This window comes from Dactylosporangium sp. NPDC000555, from assembly GCF_040300025.1.
Taxonomy (GTDB): Bacteria; Actinomycetota; Actinomycetes; order Mycobacteriales; family Micromonosporaceae; genus Dactylosporangium.
Window position 1 is genome coordinate 131,261 of sequence record NZ_JBEPDB010000012.1, and the last position, 12,498, is coordinate 143,758.

General features: G+C 69.1%; 18 protein-coding genes. 3 read left to right on the plus strand and 15 right to left on the minus strand.

The window, feature by feature from the left end:
• Nucleotides 1-18 precede the first annotated feature (18 nt).
• The 13 genes from ABT297_RS10980 to ABT297_RS11040 all read right to left on the minus strand — a co-directional run bounded on the left by ABT297_RS10980 (nt 19) and on the right by ABT297_RS11040 (nt 7,766).
• On the minus strand, nt 19-288 hold the full coding sequence (locus ABT297_RS10980; protein ID WP_350547431.1) for a hypothetical protein: 270 nt from the start codon (nt 286-288) through the stop codon (nt 19-21).
• A 99-nt stretch (nt 289-387) separates the two neighbouring features.
• Nucleotides 388-882: a single-stranded DNA-binding protein gene (locus tag ABT297_RS10985; RefSeq protein WP_350547434.1), complete on the minus strand. Its 495-nt coding sequence runs from the start codon at nt 880-882 to the stop codon at nt 388-390.
• 77 nt (nt 883-959) lie between these two features.
• Complete coding sequence (locus ABT297_RS10990; protein WP_350547437.1) at nt 960-1,514, minus strand: hypothetical protein; 555 nt, start codon at nt 1,512-1,514, stop codon at nt 960-962.
• A gap of 10 nt (nt 1,515-1,524) precedes the next feature.
• Complete coding sequence (locus ABT297_RS10995; protein WP_350547440.1) at nt 1,525-2,013, minus strand: hypothetical protein; 489 nt, start codon at nt 2,011-2,013, stop codon at nt 1,525-1,527.
• A 61-nt stretch (nt 2,014-2,074) separates the two neighbouring features.
• Nucleotides 2,075-2,431 carry a hypothetical protein gene (locus tag ABT297_RS11000; RefSeq protein ID WP_350547443.1) on the minus strand — a complete coding sequence of 119 codons (357 nt, stop codon included), beginning with the start codon at nt 2,429-2,431 and terminating at the stop codon, nt 2,075-2,077.
• Nucleotides 2,432-2,437: 6 nt separating this feature from the next.
• Nucleotides 2,438-2,773 carry a TraA-like protein gene (locus ABT297_RS11005; protein ID WP_350547446.1) on the minus strand — a complete coding sequence of 112 codons (336 nt, stop codon included), beginning with the start codon at nt 2,771-2,773 and terminating at the stop codon, nt 2,438-2,440.
• A gap of 159 nt (nt 2,774-2,932) precedes the next feature.
• Nucleotides 2,933-5,068 carry a hypothetical protein gene (locus tag ABT297_RS11010; protein WP_350547450.1) on the minus strand — a complete coding sequence of 712 codons (2,136 nt, stop codon included), beginning with the start codon at nt 5,066-5,068 and terminating at the stop codon, nt 2,933-2,935.
• 28 nt (nt 5,069-5,096) lie between these two features.
• Nucleotides 5,097-5,624, minus strand: a complete 528-nt coding sequence (locus ABT297_RS11015) for a hypothetical protein (protein ID WP_350547453.1) — start codon at nt 5,622-5,624, stop codon at nt 5,097-5,099.
• On the minus strand, nt 5,624-5,941 hold the full coding sequence (locus tag ABT297_RS11020) for a hypothetical protein (protein WP_350547456.1): 318 nt from the start codon (nt 5,939-5,941) through the stop codon (nt 5,624-5,626). The genes ABT297_RS11015 and ABT297_RS11020 overlap by 1 nt, the downstream gene beginning before the upstream one ends.
• An 89-nt stretch (nt 5,942-6,030) precedes the next feature.
• On the minus strand, nt 6,031-6,825 hold the full coding sequence (locus ABT297_RS11025) for an ABC transporter permease (protein WP_350547459.1): 795 nt from the start codon (nt 6,823-6,825) through the stop codon (nt 6,031-6,033).
• Nucleotides 6,822-7,151 (minus strand): hypothetical protein, encoded by a 330-nt coding sequence (locus ABT297_RS11030; protein ID WP_350547462.1) that lies wholly within the window; start codon nt 7,149-7,151, stop codon nt 6,822-6,824. The genes ABT297_RS11025 and ABT297_RS11030 overlap by 4 nt, the downstream gene beginning before the upstream one ends.
• A gap of 4 nt (nt 7,152-7,155) precedes the next feature.
• Nucleotides 7,156-7,518, minus strand: coding sequence for an RRQRL motif-containing zinc-binding protein (locus ABT297_RS11035; protein WP_350547465.1), 363 nt, complete (start codon nt 7,516-7,518; stop codon nt 7,156-7,158).
• An 8-nt stretch (nt 7,519-7,526) separates the two neighbouring features.
• On the minus strand, nt 7,527-7,766 hold the full coding sequence (locus ABT297_RS11040) for a DUF6284 family protein (protein WP_350547468.1): 240 nt from the start codon (nt 7,764-7,766) through the stop codon (nt 7,527-7,529).
• 330 nt (nt 7,767-8,096) lie between these two features.
• Here ABT297_RS11040 and ABT297_RS11045 point away from each other — a divergent pair, with 330 nt between their 5' ends.
• The 3 genes from ABT297_RS11045 to ABT297_RS11055 all read left to right on the plus strand — a co-directional run bounded on the left by ABT297_RS11045 (nt 8,097) and on the right by ABT297_RS11055 (nt 10,931).
• The gene (locus ABT297_RS11045) at nt 8,097-8,339 is read left to right on the plus strand and encodes a hypothetical protein (protein WP_350547471.1); all 243 of its coding nucleotides are present in this window, start codon (nt 8,097-8,099) and stop codon (nt 8,337-8,339) included.
• 167 nt (nt 8,340-8,506) lie between these two features.
• The gene (locus tag ABT297_RS11050; RefSeq protein ID WP_350547474.1) at nt 8,507-9,994 is read left to right on the plus strand and encodes an XRE family transcriptional regulator; all 1,488 of its coding nucleotides are present in this window, start codon (nt 8,507-8,509) and stop codon (nt 9,992-9,994) included.
• Between the two features lies 1 nt (nt 9,995).
• On the plus strand, nt 9,996-10,931 hold the full coding sequence (locus ABT297_RS11055) for an NAD-dependent epimerase/dehydratase family protein (RefSeq protein WP_350547477.1): 936 nt from the start codon (nt 9,996-9,998) through the stop codon (nt 10,929-10,931).
• Between the two features lie 78 nt (nt 10,932-11,009).
• Here the strand turns inward: ABT297_RS11055 and ABT297_RS11060 are convergent, their stop codons facing one another.
• Both ABT297_RS11060 and ABT297_RS11065 read right to left on the minus strand, forming a co-directional pair.
• On the minus strand, nt 11,010-11,561 hold the full coding sequence (locus tag ABT297_RS11060; RefSeq protein WP_350547480.1) for a hypothetical protein: 552 nt from the start codon (nt 11,559-11,561) through the stop codon (nt 11,010-11,012).
• Nucleotides 11,551-12,387, minus strand: a complete 837-nt coding sequence (locus tag ABT297_RS11065) for a restriction endonuclease (RefSeq protein ID WP_350547483.1) — start codon at nt 12,385-12,387, stop codon at nt 11,551-11,553. Before ABT297_RS11065 ends, ABT297_RS11060 begins: the two co-directional genes overlap by 11 nt.
• Nucleotides 12,388-12,498: the final 111 nt, after the last annotated feature.

Here is a 12,498-nt window from a genome sequence, read left to right on the forward strand (position 1 = left end):
GGGTTCCTCCAGCAGTTCTCAGGCGGTGCGTCGGTAGGCGTCGAGGCTGATCACGTCTTGGCCGCTCGCCGCTGTGGTGAGGTGCCGGGTCACGGTTGCCCGTGGGGCGGCCACGGCGATGCGCAGGTACAGCCGGTGCCGGCCGCGGTCCTCGCCGGATAGCGCGATCCGCTTCGGGTGGTCGTCCGGGTCGGCGGGTAGCACGTGCCGGCCGGTGGCGGTGAGCGCGGCTACCGCGGCGTCGAGCTGGTCGGGCGTGCCGATCAGCCACACCTCAAGTTCGGGCATGATGGTGTCCTCCTGCGAGGGCTGTGCAGATGGCTTGCGCGGGGAGGGCGGGGCACGGCCGAGGGTTCCTAGGCCGCTGGGGCCGTGCCCCGCGCGGGGCTAGAACGGCGGCTCGTCGTCAAACCGGGACGTGTCCGGGTCGCTCGAGAAGCCGCCGCCGGTCGGGCGGCTACGCGACGCGGACGCCCACGCGTCGTCATCGGCGGCCGGGCCGTTGCCGCCGGTGGTGCGGGCGAGCTTCTGGACCTTCGCGGTGGCGTAGCGCAGCGACGGGCCGACCTCGTCCACGTCCAGCTCGAACACGGTGCGCTTCTGCTCGTTCTTGTCGGTGAACGTGCGGGCCTTCAGCCGCCCGGACACGATCACCCGCGCCCCGCGGGTCAGCGACTCGGCGACGTTCTCCGCCGCCTGGCGCCAGACCGTGCAGGACAGGAACAGCGGCTCTCCGTCCTTCCACTCGTTGGTGGTCTTGTCCATGAAGCGCGGGGTGGAGGCCACCCGGAACTTCGCCACGGCCGCGCCGGACGGCGTGAACCGCAACTCCGGGTCGTCGGTCAGGTTCCCGATCAACGTGATGGTGGTGTCGTTGGCCACGACGATCGTCCTTTCAGGACAGTGAGGTGAACTGAGATCGGTTGTGCCGCAACACGTTCAGCGGCGGCTTAGCGCGGTTAGTAGAGGTCTTCACCTTGGGCGTAGGGGCGGCCGGTCACGGTGATGAACGCGTAGAGTCCGCGCACGGTGGGGTGGTTCGAGTTGGTGAAGTCGGCGCGGTTGATCGTGGCGAGCCGGACCGGGTTGCGTCCCTGCTGGGTTCCGCTCCTGCCGACCTCCATGAGGCCCTGTTCGTCCAGGTGGTAGAGCGTGTCGAGGCTGATGTCAGCGGTGCGCAGGTGGCGCAGTGGAACACCGACGCTGCGGTAACTGTCCAGGTAGCGCAGCACCCGGTATTGCGGGTAGAGCCCCGTCAGGACGTGCCGCTGTACGGAGCCGGTGAGCCGGACGGAGCAGCCGGGCTCGATCCGCTCGTGGCGGAACCTGAGCCGTTGGGGCCGTCCGTCGTAGCTTCCGGCGATCAGCCGCCGGTCTTCCAGGTCGGTGACCTCGTCGGCGGAAGCGTCGCTGGCGGACATCCACGAGTACACGTCGGTGATCGGGGCGCCGCGTAGGGCGGCACGAATGAGCAGGTGCCACTGTGCCGGGGTCAGCCGGATGAGATTGGACATCGGTGGGCTCCTAGCGGTAGCTGCGTCCGCGGCTGGTCAGGGTGACCTGCGCGGTGGCGCGCAGGTGCGAGGGGAGGGCGGCCAGGGGCATCGGTTCGCGGTGGCTCGGGTGGTGAGCGGCGATAAGGCCGGCAGCGCTGAGCGCGTTGAGGTCATCCATAGAGGCCACGGCGTCGCTGGCGCATTTGGCCGCGGGCAGACCACTTGTGTTGTAGGCCAGATGCACGATGACGCGCCGGAAGGGGTCGAGCAGTTTGTTGGCGACGCGACCGTCCGGGGTGATCCGGATGTACCAGGTCGACAGGAGGCGCAACCCTTCTCGGTCCAGCGGCTTGCCGCGGCCGATGTCGTGGACGATGTATCCGAGGTCGGACAGGTCGAGCAGGTCTTCATCGGTGGCAGAGCTGCGGCGACGCAGTTCGGGCAGGTTCAGCAACGGGTCACGGCCGAGCAGGAGCAGCACGGTCCATTGCTCGGGGTTGAGCCGTAGCGGGTTCACAGCGAGGGTCCTTTCGTGAGGTGCGCGCGATGGTGCGGTTCGGTGGGTTTCGGCCATCAACTCAGCGGATGAGGAATGACGCCCCGAGCAGTGCGGCGACAGCCGTGATGGCGAGGTACGGGATGGGGTTGCGGTGGCCGGCGGCGCGGCGGCGGACGCCCGCGCCGGTGACGGTTTCGATGCCGAGCCACAGCAGCAGCGCGGCGGCGACGGCGAGCGCGGCGATGCGCAGCGCGGCCGGCAGGCCGGTGCGCTCGGCGAGCCAGGCGGCGCCGAACCCTGCGGCGGTGAGCAGCGCGGCGGCGGCGGCCCACGGGGCGGCGGTGCGCGCCGCGTGTGCGGCGACGTACCAGGGGTAGAGGCGCCGCCCGAACTGGCGGGCGGCGGCCCGGCGTGCTTCGTCGTGGAACCAGCCCATGACCGGTCAGCCCTTCACGTCGAACTTGCGGCCGCCGTTGAGCTGGGGCGGGTTGAGGATGAGCGATTCGTAGGCGAACCAGGTGTCCTTCATCGACCGGGCCGCTTCGGTCTGCAGGGCGGCGGCGCGGACGAGGTGGCGTGTGATGCGCTTGGCCACGGCGCGGCTGTCGAGTCCGAGCAGCAGTGGGTTGCCGGGCACGGTGCGCAGCAGCACGTTGAGTTCGGCGGCGGTGATGGCCAGCCGGTCGGCGGCGACGTTGAACACCTGCCGCCCGGACTCGCACATCTGGCGCAGTTCGGAGGTGGAGTAGACGCCTTGAAGGTCGTCGATGCCAGCCACGGTGTGACTCCCTCTGGTCGGTGACGGTGCGTAGATAGCGGGTGGTGTGCGGGGACGGTGTGCGCACGGGGTGCGTGGGTGTGCGCACACCGTGCGCACGGTCGGGTTTCTTAAGGGGATTTCGGGTGTGCGCACACCCGTGGTGTGCGCACACGTGCGTCACGCAGCGTGAGACGCACCGGCCGCGGCGAGGGTGTGGACCTTGTACGTGCCGTCCGTCTCGCCGCGGGTCAGGCCGAGGCCGGGCGGGGCGATCAGGGCGCCATCGGCGACCTGCGACAGCCGCCGCGACACCCACGTGCGGGAGCGATACGGGTAGCGGGCCACGATCTCCGCGACCGTAACGCTGGTGCGGCCTTCGGCGGCGAACTGCCGGATGACCGTGTCGAACGCCGCTTCGGCCTGCTCCTGCGTCGCGGCGTCGGGCTTGCCACCGCCGAAGGCGAGATCCGGGCCGGTGAGGGCGGGCAGCGCCTCAGCGGGGCTGCTGTCAGCCGCAGCGGCGGACAGCGGTTCGGCGTGGCGAGGGAAACGGGCGGCGATCTCGGCGGCCACGTCGGCGGCGGCGTCGGCCAGGTCGGCGGCTACGCCGTCGTCGTCGGTGTCGTCGGGAGCGTCGAACGCGGGCAGGTCGTAGGGGGTGGCCGGGTTGGGCATGGTGGCCTCCACAGCGGTGGGCCGAGTGACCGCACCGGCGGCCGGCGCGGCGGCGGTGGTGGGGGTGGGCCGGCAGGCGTTGTATGCCTCGCCGAGGGCGTCACGCGACGCCGGGTCGAGCCGGGCGCGGACGTGGGCGTACTGGGCGACCACGGCCGAGATCTCCTCGTCGCTGGCGTAGAACGCCCGCGCGGGCACCGGGTAGCGCTCCTGCTCCACCCCCGGGGTCTCCAGGTAGAAGTAGCCCTGCCGGGTGGCCTTCCACGCCTCGGGGTGCGCCCCGGCGGCGATGGTGGCATCCGACAGCGCGAACTGCGCGCTGTAGTCGTCGCCAGTGCCGAAGCAGAACGCGGCGCCGATGTTGTACCGGGCCGTGGTCGGCATCGAGGCGTGGTCGGCACGCTGCAACGACACCGAGATCGACACACCGACCGACAGCGCCTTGCCGCACAGCCACACGAACTCATCCGAGCCGATGTACTCGTCGGCCTCTTCCAAATGGACGATCACGTACGGCATGCGCAGGGCCGCATCGTCGTAGCAGGCCGGTTCCCACTGCCGGTAGCCGTGCTGGCCGAGCAGGTTCGCCCGGACCTTGACCAGGTTCTTCAAGCCCTTGAACAGGGCACGGGTCTTCGGCACCGTGTCCGCGTACAGCTCCAAACCTGCGCGGATCGGGCCAGCGGTCTGCTCACCCTTGGTGGCGTCGGCCCAGATGACCACGACGTTGCGCCGGGTCATCACCTCGCCACCCATGTTGATCAGCGCGGCGACGGTCTTGCCGGACCGGGTGATACCCATGTACATGACGTTCGTCGGCGGCCGGGAGGTCTTCTTCGACACCGCCGCCGGCAGCCAGAACAGCACCGGCTCTTCGTCCTCGTACAACCCGGACCGCAGCGGCTCGGTGATGCAGCCGCCCGGGGCAGACGGGCCGGGCCACGGGATCGTCTCCTTCAGCACGTCCTCGGTGACCAGCACGAGCTTGGAACGGCCGGCGTTGTCCGGGTCCGGGACGACCCGCGACCGGCCGGGCGGCGCACCGGCCGCGCCCTCGAGCGCGGGCAGCGCCTGCTGCGCGTTGCGGACGGTCTCCCCCGGGCCGTGGTGCAGGTTGACCTCCACCCGCGCGCCGAGCTGCTTGGGCTTGCCCAGCCGGGTCTTGGCCATGCCCAGCACCTCGCCCCACGACTCGTCGTTGGCGTCGCCACCCTCGCGGGTGTCGGAGCGCAGCGCGTCGAACCGGCGCAGGTTCCACGACGCAGCCAGGACCGCACCCGCGCCGAGCACGATGTCCAGCCACGGCCGGGGAAGACCGGCAATCATCGTGCCGGTCGCAGCGGCACCAGCAGCGCCGACCGTGACCGCGGTGTGCCACCGGATGATCGCCTCACGACCGGCCTTCTTGGAGATGGCCCAGGACAACCCGGTCAACCCGGCCGTAGCAGCCGACATGCCCAGCGCCGCCAGGGGCGTGACGACCGGGTCGCCACCCCACGAGTGGTGCGCCGCCATGCTGGCGGCCGGGACCGCGCACGCCAGGATCCACGGCGGCAGAAACGGGATCGCCCGGACCTGCAACGACCGGGTGTCGCGCTGCGACTCCTGCACAGCGCGGGGAGAAGCCTTTCGAGACATCAGCGCTCCTGAAGGTCAAGCAGGGGGGTTAAGACAGGTCGATGAGGCCGCGGCCGGCGGGCGTCAGCGCGCAGAAGTACTCCTCCCGCGCGGTCGTCAGCGCCGCCGGCGCGTCGCTCGTGGACAGCGGGGTCATGCCGAACCGGCCGTGGGTCAACGTGACCAAGCCGGCGTCGATGACCACGCCGAGGTCGCAGAAGTCCACCTGCGCCGCGGCCAGCACCGCGGCCACCGATGGGCGATGACGGTGCGCGATCGCGTGCAGCACCTTGTTGTGCGGATTGGCCCGCACCCACCGCACGCCGGGCGGGGTCAGCGACAGCCGCACCCAGTTCAGCTCGCCGGCCACCAGGTCCACCGCCCGCACCGGCGCGTCGGTGTCCACCCGGACCGCCCGCAACATGCCGAGGTCGACCTGTTCGGCCAGGTCAGCGACGTCGGCGTCAGCCCAATCGAGCAGAAACGAGGCGATCCGCGGCTCACGCAACTGCATCCGCAGGTACACCAGATTCAGCAGCCGCCACTGCGGCCGCGGGGTCATGTAGGCCGTGAACATCACCGCTCGCCCCCGTCCCGGGGCCGCAGCACCCGGGCGGAGTCCCACCGAGCGTTGACAGCGATCAGCGCGACGAACACGGCGGCGGCACCGCCGAACAGCAGCACCGCAACCGGCGAGTGCAGCAACCGCGCGGTCACCACACCGGCGAGCGCGAGCACCGCGCCGGGGAACCGCAGACGCACCAGCCGGGCCGGAACACGCCGGACGGCGGCGGCCGGCTGGTCGATGCCCGCGTCGAGGCCGGCGAGGATCTCGGCATGCACCGCGGCCAGCGCGGCGACCTCGGCATCGGTGAAGAGTGGGCGGGTTGTCATGATGGGTGTCTCCTGCCATCTGCTGGATGGTGGTGAGGGCCGGTGCGCGGCCACGGTTTCCAGGCCAGAGGGCCGCGCACCGGGCGGGGCTACTTGTGGGTGCGGATCAGGTGCGCCAGCGCGGCACCCATGCCCAGCACCGCCACGGGCAGGCAGGACACGGCGGTAGTGATCCACCACGGGGCACTGGTGATCCCGGCCGCGGTCATCAGGTGGTAGGCGACCTGCCCGGCCGCGCCGAACATCAGCGACCCGATCGCGGACCACCGGGCGAACCGACGAACCGGTACCGGATAGCCGCCGGACAGCCACACCGACAGGGCATAAGCGGCGTAGGTCTCCACACCGATCGGCAGCGTGATCGCCGTGTTCAGCGACACACCGCCCGCGATACCGGGGAGCGGGTGGACCACCCCGAACCCGGTCAGCTCACCGAGTCCGACCCACCCGGACCAGATGGCCACGAACGCGGGCAGCGCCAGCACCCACACCTGCCAGGAACGCACCTTGCCCGCCGCGTGCGGCGCCTCAGTAGCCCCGGCGTCCGTGATCGTGGTGTCCAGGTCTGCGACACCCGTGACCTGCGGCGTGACCTCCGGTAGTACGGCGGCCGGCGCGGCGTCGAGCACGGCCGGGACGTCGAAAGTGTCGGCGGCCGGCTCCAGGTCCGTTGTGGCGGCGACAGGGACGACCGGCGGGACGGTGGTGAAGTCCGTGTGCAGGTGCCCGAGCAGCGCCTTGGCCTTGTCCGGGCCCACCTTGAACTCCTTCATGACCCGGTTCCGCGAAGGGGGCTCGCCCAGATCCTCGGCGAGCGCGCGGACACGCGGCAGGAGGGTCTCCACGGTGGCCGGGTAGGCGCTGCGGACAGTCGACGTGCTCATGCGGCCACCACCGCATCCGGCGCCGGAACCCGCGTGTAGACCGTCACCTCGAGGCCGTCACCACGGGCGCCGCTCTCGACCGGGGTGCGGTGGTGGTAGGAGCCGTTCGACAGGGGCATGGTCGAGGCGTCCAGGCCGAGCACCGCGAACGCCAGCGCGTCGACCGCGGCGATCCGCTCGGCCGGCGTGCCGTCATGCTGGCACACCTGGATGTCAACCGACACCCACAGGTCCGGCATCCGCTCGAACGGCGGCAACGCCGCCAACTCGTCCGCCAACGCGTGCAGCGCGGCGGCCACGTCGCAGGGGTAGTTGAAGTAGCTCATGGATTCAGCCCTCCGGGGCGCAGTCCAGGCACTCGCCGAGCGAGCGCGGGATGAAGTACGGCTTCGCTTCGCCGCACGTCGAGCAGGTACGCCGGGCCAGCAGCGCCCGGCCGACCGCGCGTAGCTGCGCGGCACTCGCGGTGCGCTTGGGCCGCGCGAGGTCAAGGCGGTACAGGTAGGCGACGCGCTCACCGCCAACACCACGCCACAGAACTTGGCCGGCCACCGGCTGACCACCGGGGCGCAGCCCGCGGGCACGCAGTTGACGCCGGGTGGCGTAGCCGTCCGGGGCGCCCTTCCACCACCACGTCGGGACGCCGTAGCGCTCCCCATCCGGGTCGTGGTACCGGGCGCGGATGCGGCTCACGGCCGCTCTCACGCCGCGTAGGTCGACGGAACGATGCGGTTGTGCAGCTTCTGCAGCTCACGACGCACGAGGGCCTCAGCGCGGCGCATCCGGCGCCAGTCCAGCGCGGACGGCTCCGGGTCGGCCAAGATGAGCCTGATCTCGGCGTCGAGCAACAGCACCTCGGCCTCAATCAGCGGTCTCTCGACCTCGATCGCGGCGAGGTCCTCGGGACTCGGGCCGTCGGTCGAATCACGTTCGTTGATCACGGTCTCTCCTGTGAGATCGAGAAGTGCGCCCGGCCGGAAGTGCATCCGGCTGGGCGGAAAGCGTTGTGTGGTGCCCGTTTCAGCGCGGGCGGTCTTGCGTGCATGGACCGAAAGCCATGCGTGGCAACCTTTTCCGGGTCAAGCCCGAGGGAGGCGCAGCCCATATAGTTGTCAAAGAGCCTGGACACAGCGATCTGACACAGGCGCGCCGAAGCCTTCCTGCCGATCCACCAGTCCGGTGCTGCAGTTCAGAGATGCGATTCTCTGTTGCGCAACACGCTAGCGGAACGCCAGTGTGTTGCGCAAGCCTGTTGCGGTATGGTTTGGTCCGTGACCGACGTACGAGACGCGCTAACGACCGCTACCAGGCGGTACAAGACCACCGAGGCCAACCACGAACAGGCTCGCCAGCAGGCCATCGCCGCGGTTGTAGCGGCACTTCAGGCTGGCGTTAGCCCCACCGAGGTCGAGCGGCTGTCGCCCTTCACTGGCGCCTACATCCGCAAGGTCGCCCGTGACCACGGCATCCCGCCCGCCCCACCTGGTCCGAAGCGGTCGGCCGGCGCCTCGTAGCGCCGTTCCCGACGCCTCAACTTGCCGGAGTTCGTCATGCGTCAAGCACATCAGCCGGGCGGCGGACATTGAACGCCTGCAATTCGGCCACGGCTCGCCAGCGGGTAGGCATCTGCTAGGCATCCGGCGTCACATCGGACAGATCGACACTCGCGGGGAGGTACCAAGTGCCGTCGAGCGCGGCAGACGCAACGCCCAACCTCGTGCTGTACAACCTGCGTGAGGGCGCCGGCGAAACACAGCAGGACGTCGCCGACGCGCTGAACGACCTGGGCGCGAAACACGGTAGGGCAATCGCCATCACGGCCAACCAGGTCAGCCGCTGGGAGCGCGGCATCACCGGAGCGACACCCTTCTACCGCAAGCTACTCGCCGAGCACTTCGGCGTGTCCGTCGCGGAACTCGGCCTCAGCAGGCCGCGTGTCGCCAGCCCATCACGCCCCGAGCCTGCGGACGTCTTTGCGATCCGCACCGACGACCGCGCACCCGGCATGCCGCGGCGCGTCCTCGACAGCCAGGACCAGTGGCGCGCAACCCGCCGGGCACTCAACGCCCACCGAGTCGCGCTCGCAAGGGAGGCCGCCCGCCTCTACGACGAGCCCCTCCGCATCGGCGCCACGGGCCTCATCGCGCCGCCGAACTGGATACCGACCACGCCGATGGATCTCGCCGCGTTGGGCATCGCTCTCGACGCGCCAGCCGCGGAGCCCGTCGTGACCGGGACCGAGGACGCCAGCGCCGCAACCCGGCCGCTGGCAAGCGAGGAACGCCGGTATGCGAGGTACAGCCAGGCAATCCGGGACGTCGACCATCCGCGGCTGTTCGAGAACCGGATCGCGTGGCGCCTGACCAGCGTGGACTGGGACCGCGCCGACACCGCGCTGAGGTTCGGCATGTCGACGTACTTCGGCATGGTCGACACGGCCGAGGCACTCGCACACGAGATGGCCGCGCAGCACGTCACCGGCGAAGGCGGCCGGATCGCGCCCGCGTCCTGGCGCGGCCTGACGTTCCGCAAGCACCTCGGCGACCCGTTCGACCTCGCCCGCCGCGGCCTGGTCGCGTCGACCGACACGCTCACCATTCGAGCCGACGCGGACGGCGCAACCTTCGTCCTGCACAACCGCAGTGCGGGCAACGTCGCCGTGGCCGGCGGGATGCTGCACATCATGCCGGCTGGCGTGTTCCAGCCCTCCAGCATCCTGCCCGCCGCCCAGGCCGCCGACTTCGACCTGTGGCGCAACATCATGCGCGAGTACAGCGAAGAATTCCTCGGCAACGCCGAACACGGCGGCGACGGCAACCCGGCCGACTACGCCGCCGAGCCGCTCGCCTCGTTCGAGGCCGCCCGCGCCGCCGGACACATCCGGGTGTACTGCCTCGGCGTCGCACTCGACGCGCTCACCCTCTACGGCGAACTGCTCACTGTCGCGGTCTACGACGGCGAGACGTACGACCGGCTATTCGCCGACATGGTCGACAGCAACGACGAAGGCGTCGTGGTGAAGACTGGCAAGGTTCAGCCGACGTCGGCCCTGCCGTTCACCCGGCACGTGCTAGATGAGCTGATCAGCGGCGGTCGGCTGGCGCCGGCCGCGGCAGGATGTCTTGAACTGGCCTGGCAGCACCGCCACACCATCCTTGGGAGGAACTGACGTGCGGGTACTGGTCACCGGCGGACTCGGCTACCTCGGGCATGCCGTCACGCTCGAACTCCAGGCCGCGGGGCACAACGTCACCGTCATGACGCGCGGCCGGGCCGACGCCAAGCCCCCGGCGAGCGCCGAGCTGGCCGTGGGCGATATTCGGGACCGTGAGCGGGTCGCCGAGATCGTGCAGGCGGAGCAGTTCGACGGCGTATGCCATCTCGCCGCGGTCACGCAGGGCCGCGAGTCGTTCGCCGATCCCCTCACCTACTGGGACGTCAACACCGGCGGCACGCTCAACCTGCTTCTGGCCATTGACGCGGTCAAGCACGAACGGCCGCCCGCCCGGTTCGTCTTCGCCTCATCGCACGTGGTCTACGGCGCCAGCTACGAGGGCGCACTGACCGAGGATCTGGCGCCACGGCCCAACAGCCCGTACGGCGCGTCCAAAGCCGCCGCCGAAGACCTCGTGCGGGCCTACGCCGCCACCGGGGCGATCGGTGCCGTCACCCTGCGCTGCTTCAACCTCGCCGGTGCGGTCGGCGGCCTCGGCGATACGGACACCGCCCGGATCATCCCCAACGTCTTCCGGGCCATTACCGGTCAACTGGAGCACGTGACGCTCAACGGCACCGGATCGGCGGTGCGCGACTTCGTCCACGTCCGGGATGCCGCCTCGGCCGTCCTGAGCGCGCTCAACGCGACGCGCGCTGGGGAGAGCCAGAACTACAACATCGCCAGCGGCCACGGCGTCAGCGTCGCGGAGATCATCGAGGCCGCCGAGGCCACAGCAGGCCGGGCAGTGCCGGTCCGGAGAAACCCTCCGCAGCCGGAAGCTCAGCACCTCGTCGCTGACGTCACACTCGCCGCCCGCGATCTCGGCTGGACACCGAGCCACTCGTCGCTGAGCGAGATCATCACCGATGCATGGAGTGCGTGGGCGTAGGCGTCCCTGCCGTCCCTCAATCACATGCCTCGCGGCGGGGCAACTGCCCTGCCCGCCTGGCTAATAGTCACTGCCCCTCTACTCGTGCTGCAGGTAGAACCGCTCGACGGCATCCATGACCAGGTCAGCGGGGTCCTCGTCACGCTCTTTCATGTACAGCATCTCCTTGAGGTGGTCTTTCGTCAGAAACAAGATCACCTTCCGATCCTGTGAGTAGATCGTGTTCCGCTTGATGTGGGCCGAATTGTTTGGGAGCTTGTTTACGACCATAAGCGCTAGGTCGCCCATCGGGTCGCTCAGGTAGTTTCGCGTTTGGTTGACCTCATCCTTCCCGACGTCTTCTCTGTCGTAGTTCTTGAACTCCACGAGGATCATCCGCGCGCGAAGCTCGGACAACAGATGGCCCCAGTGATTGGGGACGCCATGATTTCGATTGGGAAAGACCGCATCTCGCCGGTCGATACCGGAGTACGTGCGAGGCTGGATTAGGGGGGCGACGAGCGGAGGCACGAAGAGGAACTGTAGGATTTCAAGAGCAACCTCCTCAAACCGCCGCCATCCGGGCCTTCCGGCTGGACAACGGTCGAGCTCCTGACGTAGCCGTTCCGCCGCGTTTATCTCACTCGGCATGGATGCGCGCATTCACAAAGAAGTGGTCGATCAACTCGGGGTGCCCGAGCACCATCTGCTTTAGCTCAACCCCGTCGATCACCCTAATAGTAACGCCCACGCGTTGCGCAGATTCCACGAGCTGCTCGGCTGCCAACGAGGTTATCTGGGTGCTAGTGATCAAGAGTCCGCGAGCCCCTGCCCGTTTTCTCAGGACACTAAAAGCCATTCTATGGACCACGTCCACTGACAGGCGTCCCTGAGAGTAGTGCCTGACCTCAGCCAGCCAGACCTGGTCGTCCTTGGATACGACAAAGTCATAGCCAACATCGCCCATACCGCCGACGGCTTCGACGCTGAAGCCCTCCAGTGTCAGAACTTCGCCAACCAAACGCTCGAAGTCGCGATGGCTCAACGACTTGAAGTCAACGGCCCGGTCCCCACGGAGACGCGCAATGAGCCGGGGAACGCCCAAGGCTCCATCCCGGCTTAGGTCGACGACTACGCGGTCCCTGAATGCCTCGGGCAGCGGGCAAGGCTCCAGTAGCACCGGGACAATGCCTATCTTTCGTCGGCGCGCCTCCAAGGCCAGTGCCTTCGCAGTCTCGGCCTGGCCCCATGGGCTCGCCAACGCATCCGCAGAGAGGAGAACAACCACCGTATCTCCAGGCTTGAGCGGTGCCAGCAAGCTGGCATCAAGTGGTTGAGGTACGGGGTCCGCCCAGTTCAGTCGGACGTTGAACTCTCCGGGCAGTCCCCGTGCAATCAGTGCGGCGGCGGAGGCGTCACTATCGCTGTAACTGATGTAGACGCTCGGATGGCCCTGTTCTGAGGAGGGATCGGTCACAGGCCCAATCTATGTGGGCTCTACGAAGTTAGCGGGGGTCGAGATGCCCGCGGGCTTTGCGGGTGGTGGCGGTTCGGGTTCGTAGCCGCTGGTTGACGGGATTACGGAAGC

What these genes read in the sequence shown, in the direction of transcription:
- ABT297_RS10980 (WP_350547431.1), bottom strand. Translation starts at nt 288, where the DNA reads ATGCCCGAACTTGAGGTGTGGCTGATCGGCACGCCCGACCAGCTCGAC.
- ABT297_RS10990 (WP_350547437.1), bottom strand. Translation starts at nt 1,514, where the DNA reads ATGTCCAATCTCATCCGGCTGACCCCGGCACAGTGGCACCTGCTCATT.
- ABT297_RS11000 (WP_350547443.1), bottom strand. Translation starts at nt 2,431, where the DNA reads ATGGGCTGGTTCCACGACGAAGCACGCCGGGCCGCCGCCCGCCAGTTC.
- ABT297_RS11010 (WP_350547450.1), bottom strand. Translation starts at nt 5,068, where the DNA reads ATGTCTCGAAAGGCTTCTCCCCGCGCTGTGCAGGAGTCGCAGCGCGAC.
- ABT297_RS11015 (WP_350547453.1), bottom strand. Translation starts at nt 5,624, where the DNA reads ATGTTCACGGCCTACATGACCCCGCGGCCGCAGTGGCGGCTGCTGAAT.
- ABT297_RS11020 (WP_350547456.1), bottom strand. Translation starts at nt 5,941, where the DNA reads ATGACAACCCGCCCACTCTTCACCGATGCCGAGGTCGCCGCGCTGGCC.
- ABT297_RS11025 (WP_350547459.1), bottom strand. Translation starts at nt 6,825, where the DNA reads ATGAGCACGTCGACTGTCCGCAGCGCCTACCCGGCCACCGTGGAGACC.
- ABT297_RS11030 (WP_350547462.1), bottom strand. Translation starts at nt 7,151, where the DNA reads ATGAGCTACTTCAACTACCCCTGCGACGTGGCCGCCGCGCTGCACGCG.
- ABT297_RS11060 (WP_350547480.1), bottom strand. Translation starts at nt 11,561, where the DNA reads ATGCCGAGTGAGATAAACGCGGCGGAACGGCTACGTCAGGAGCTCGAC.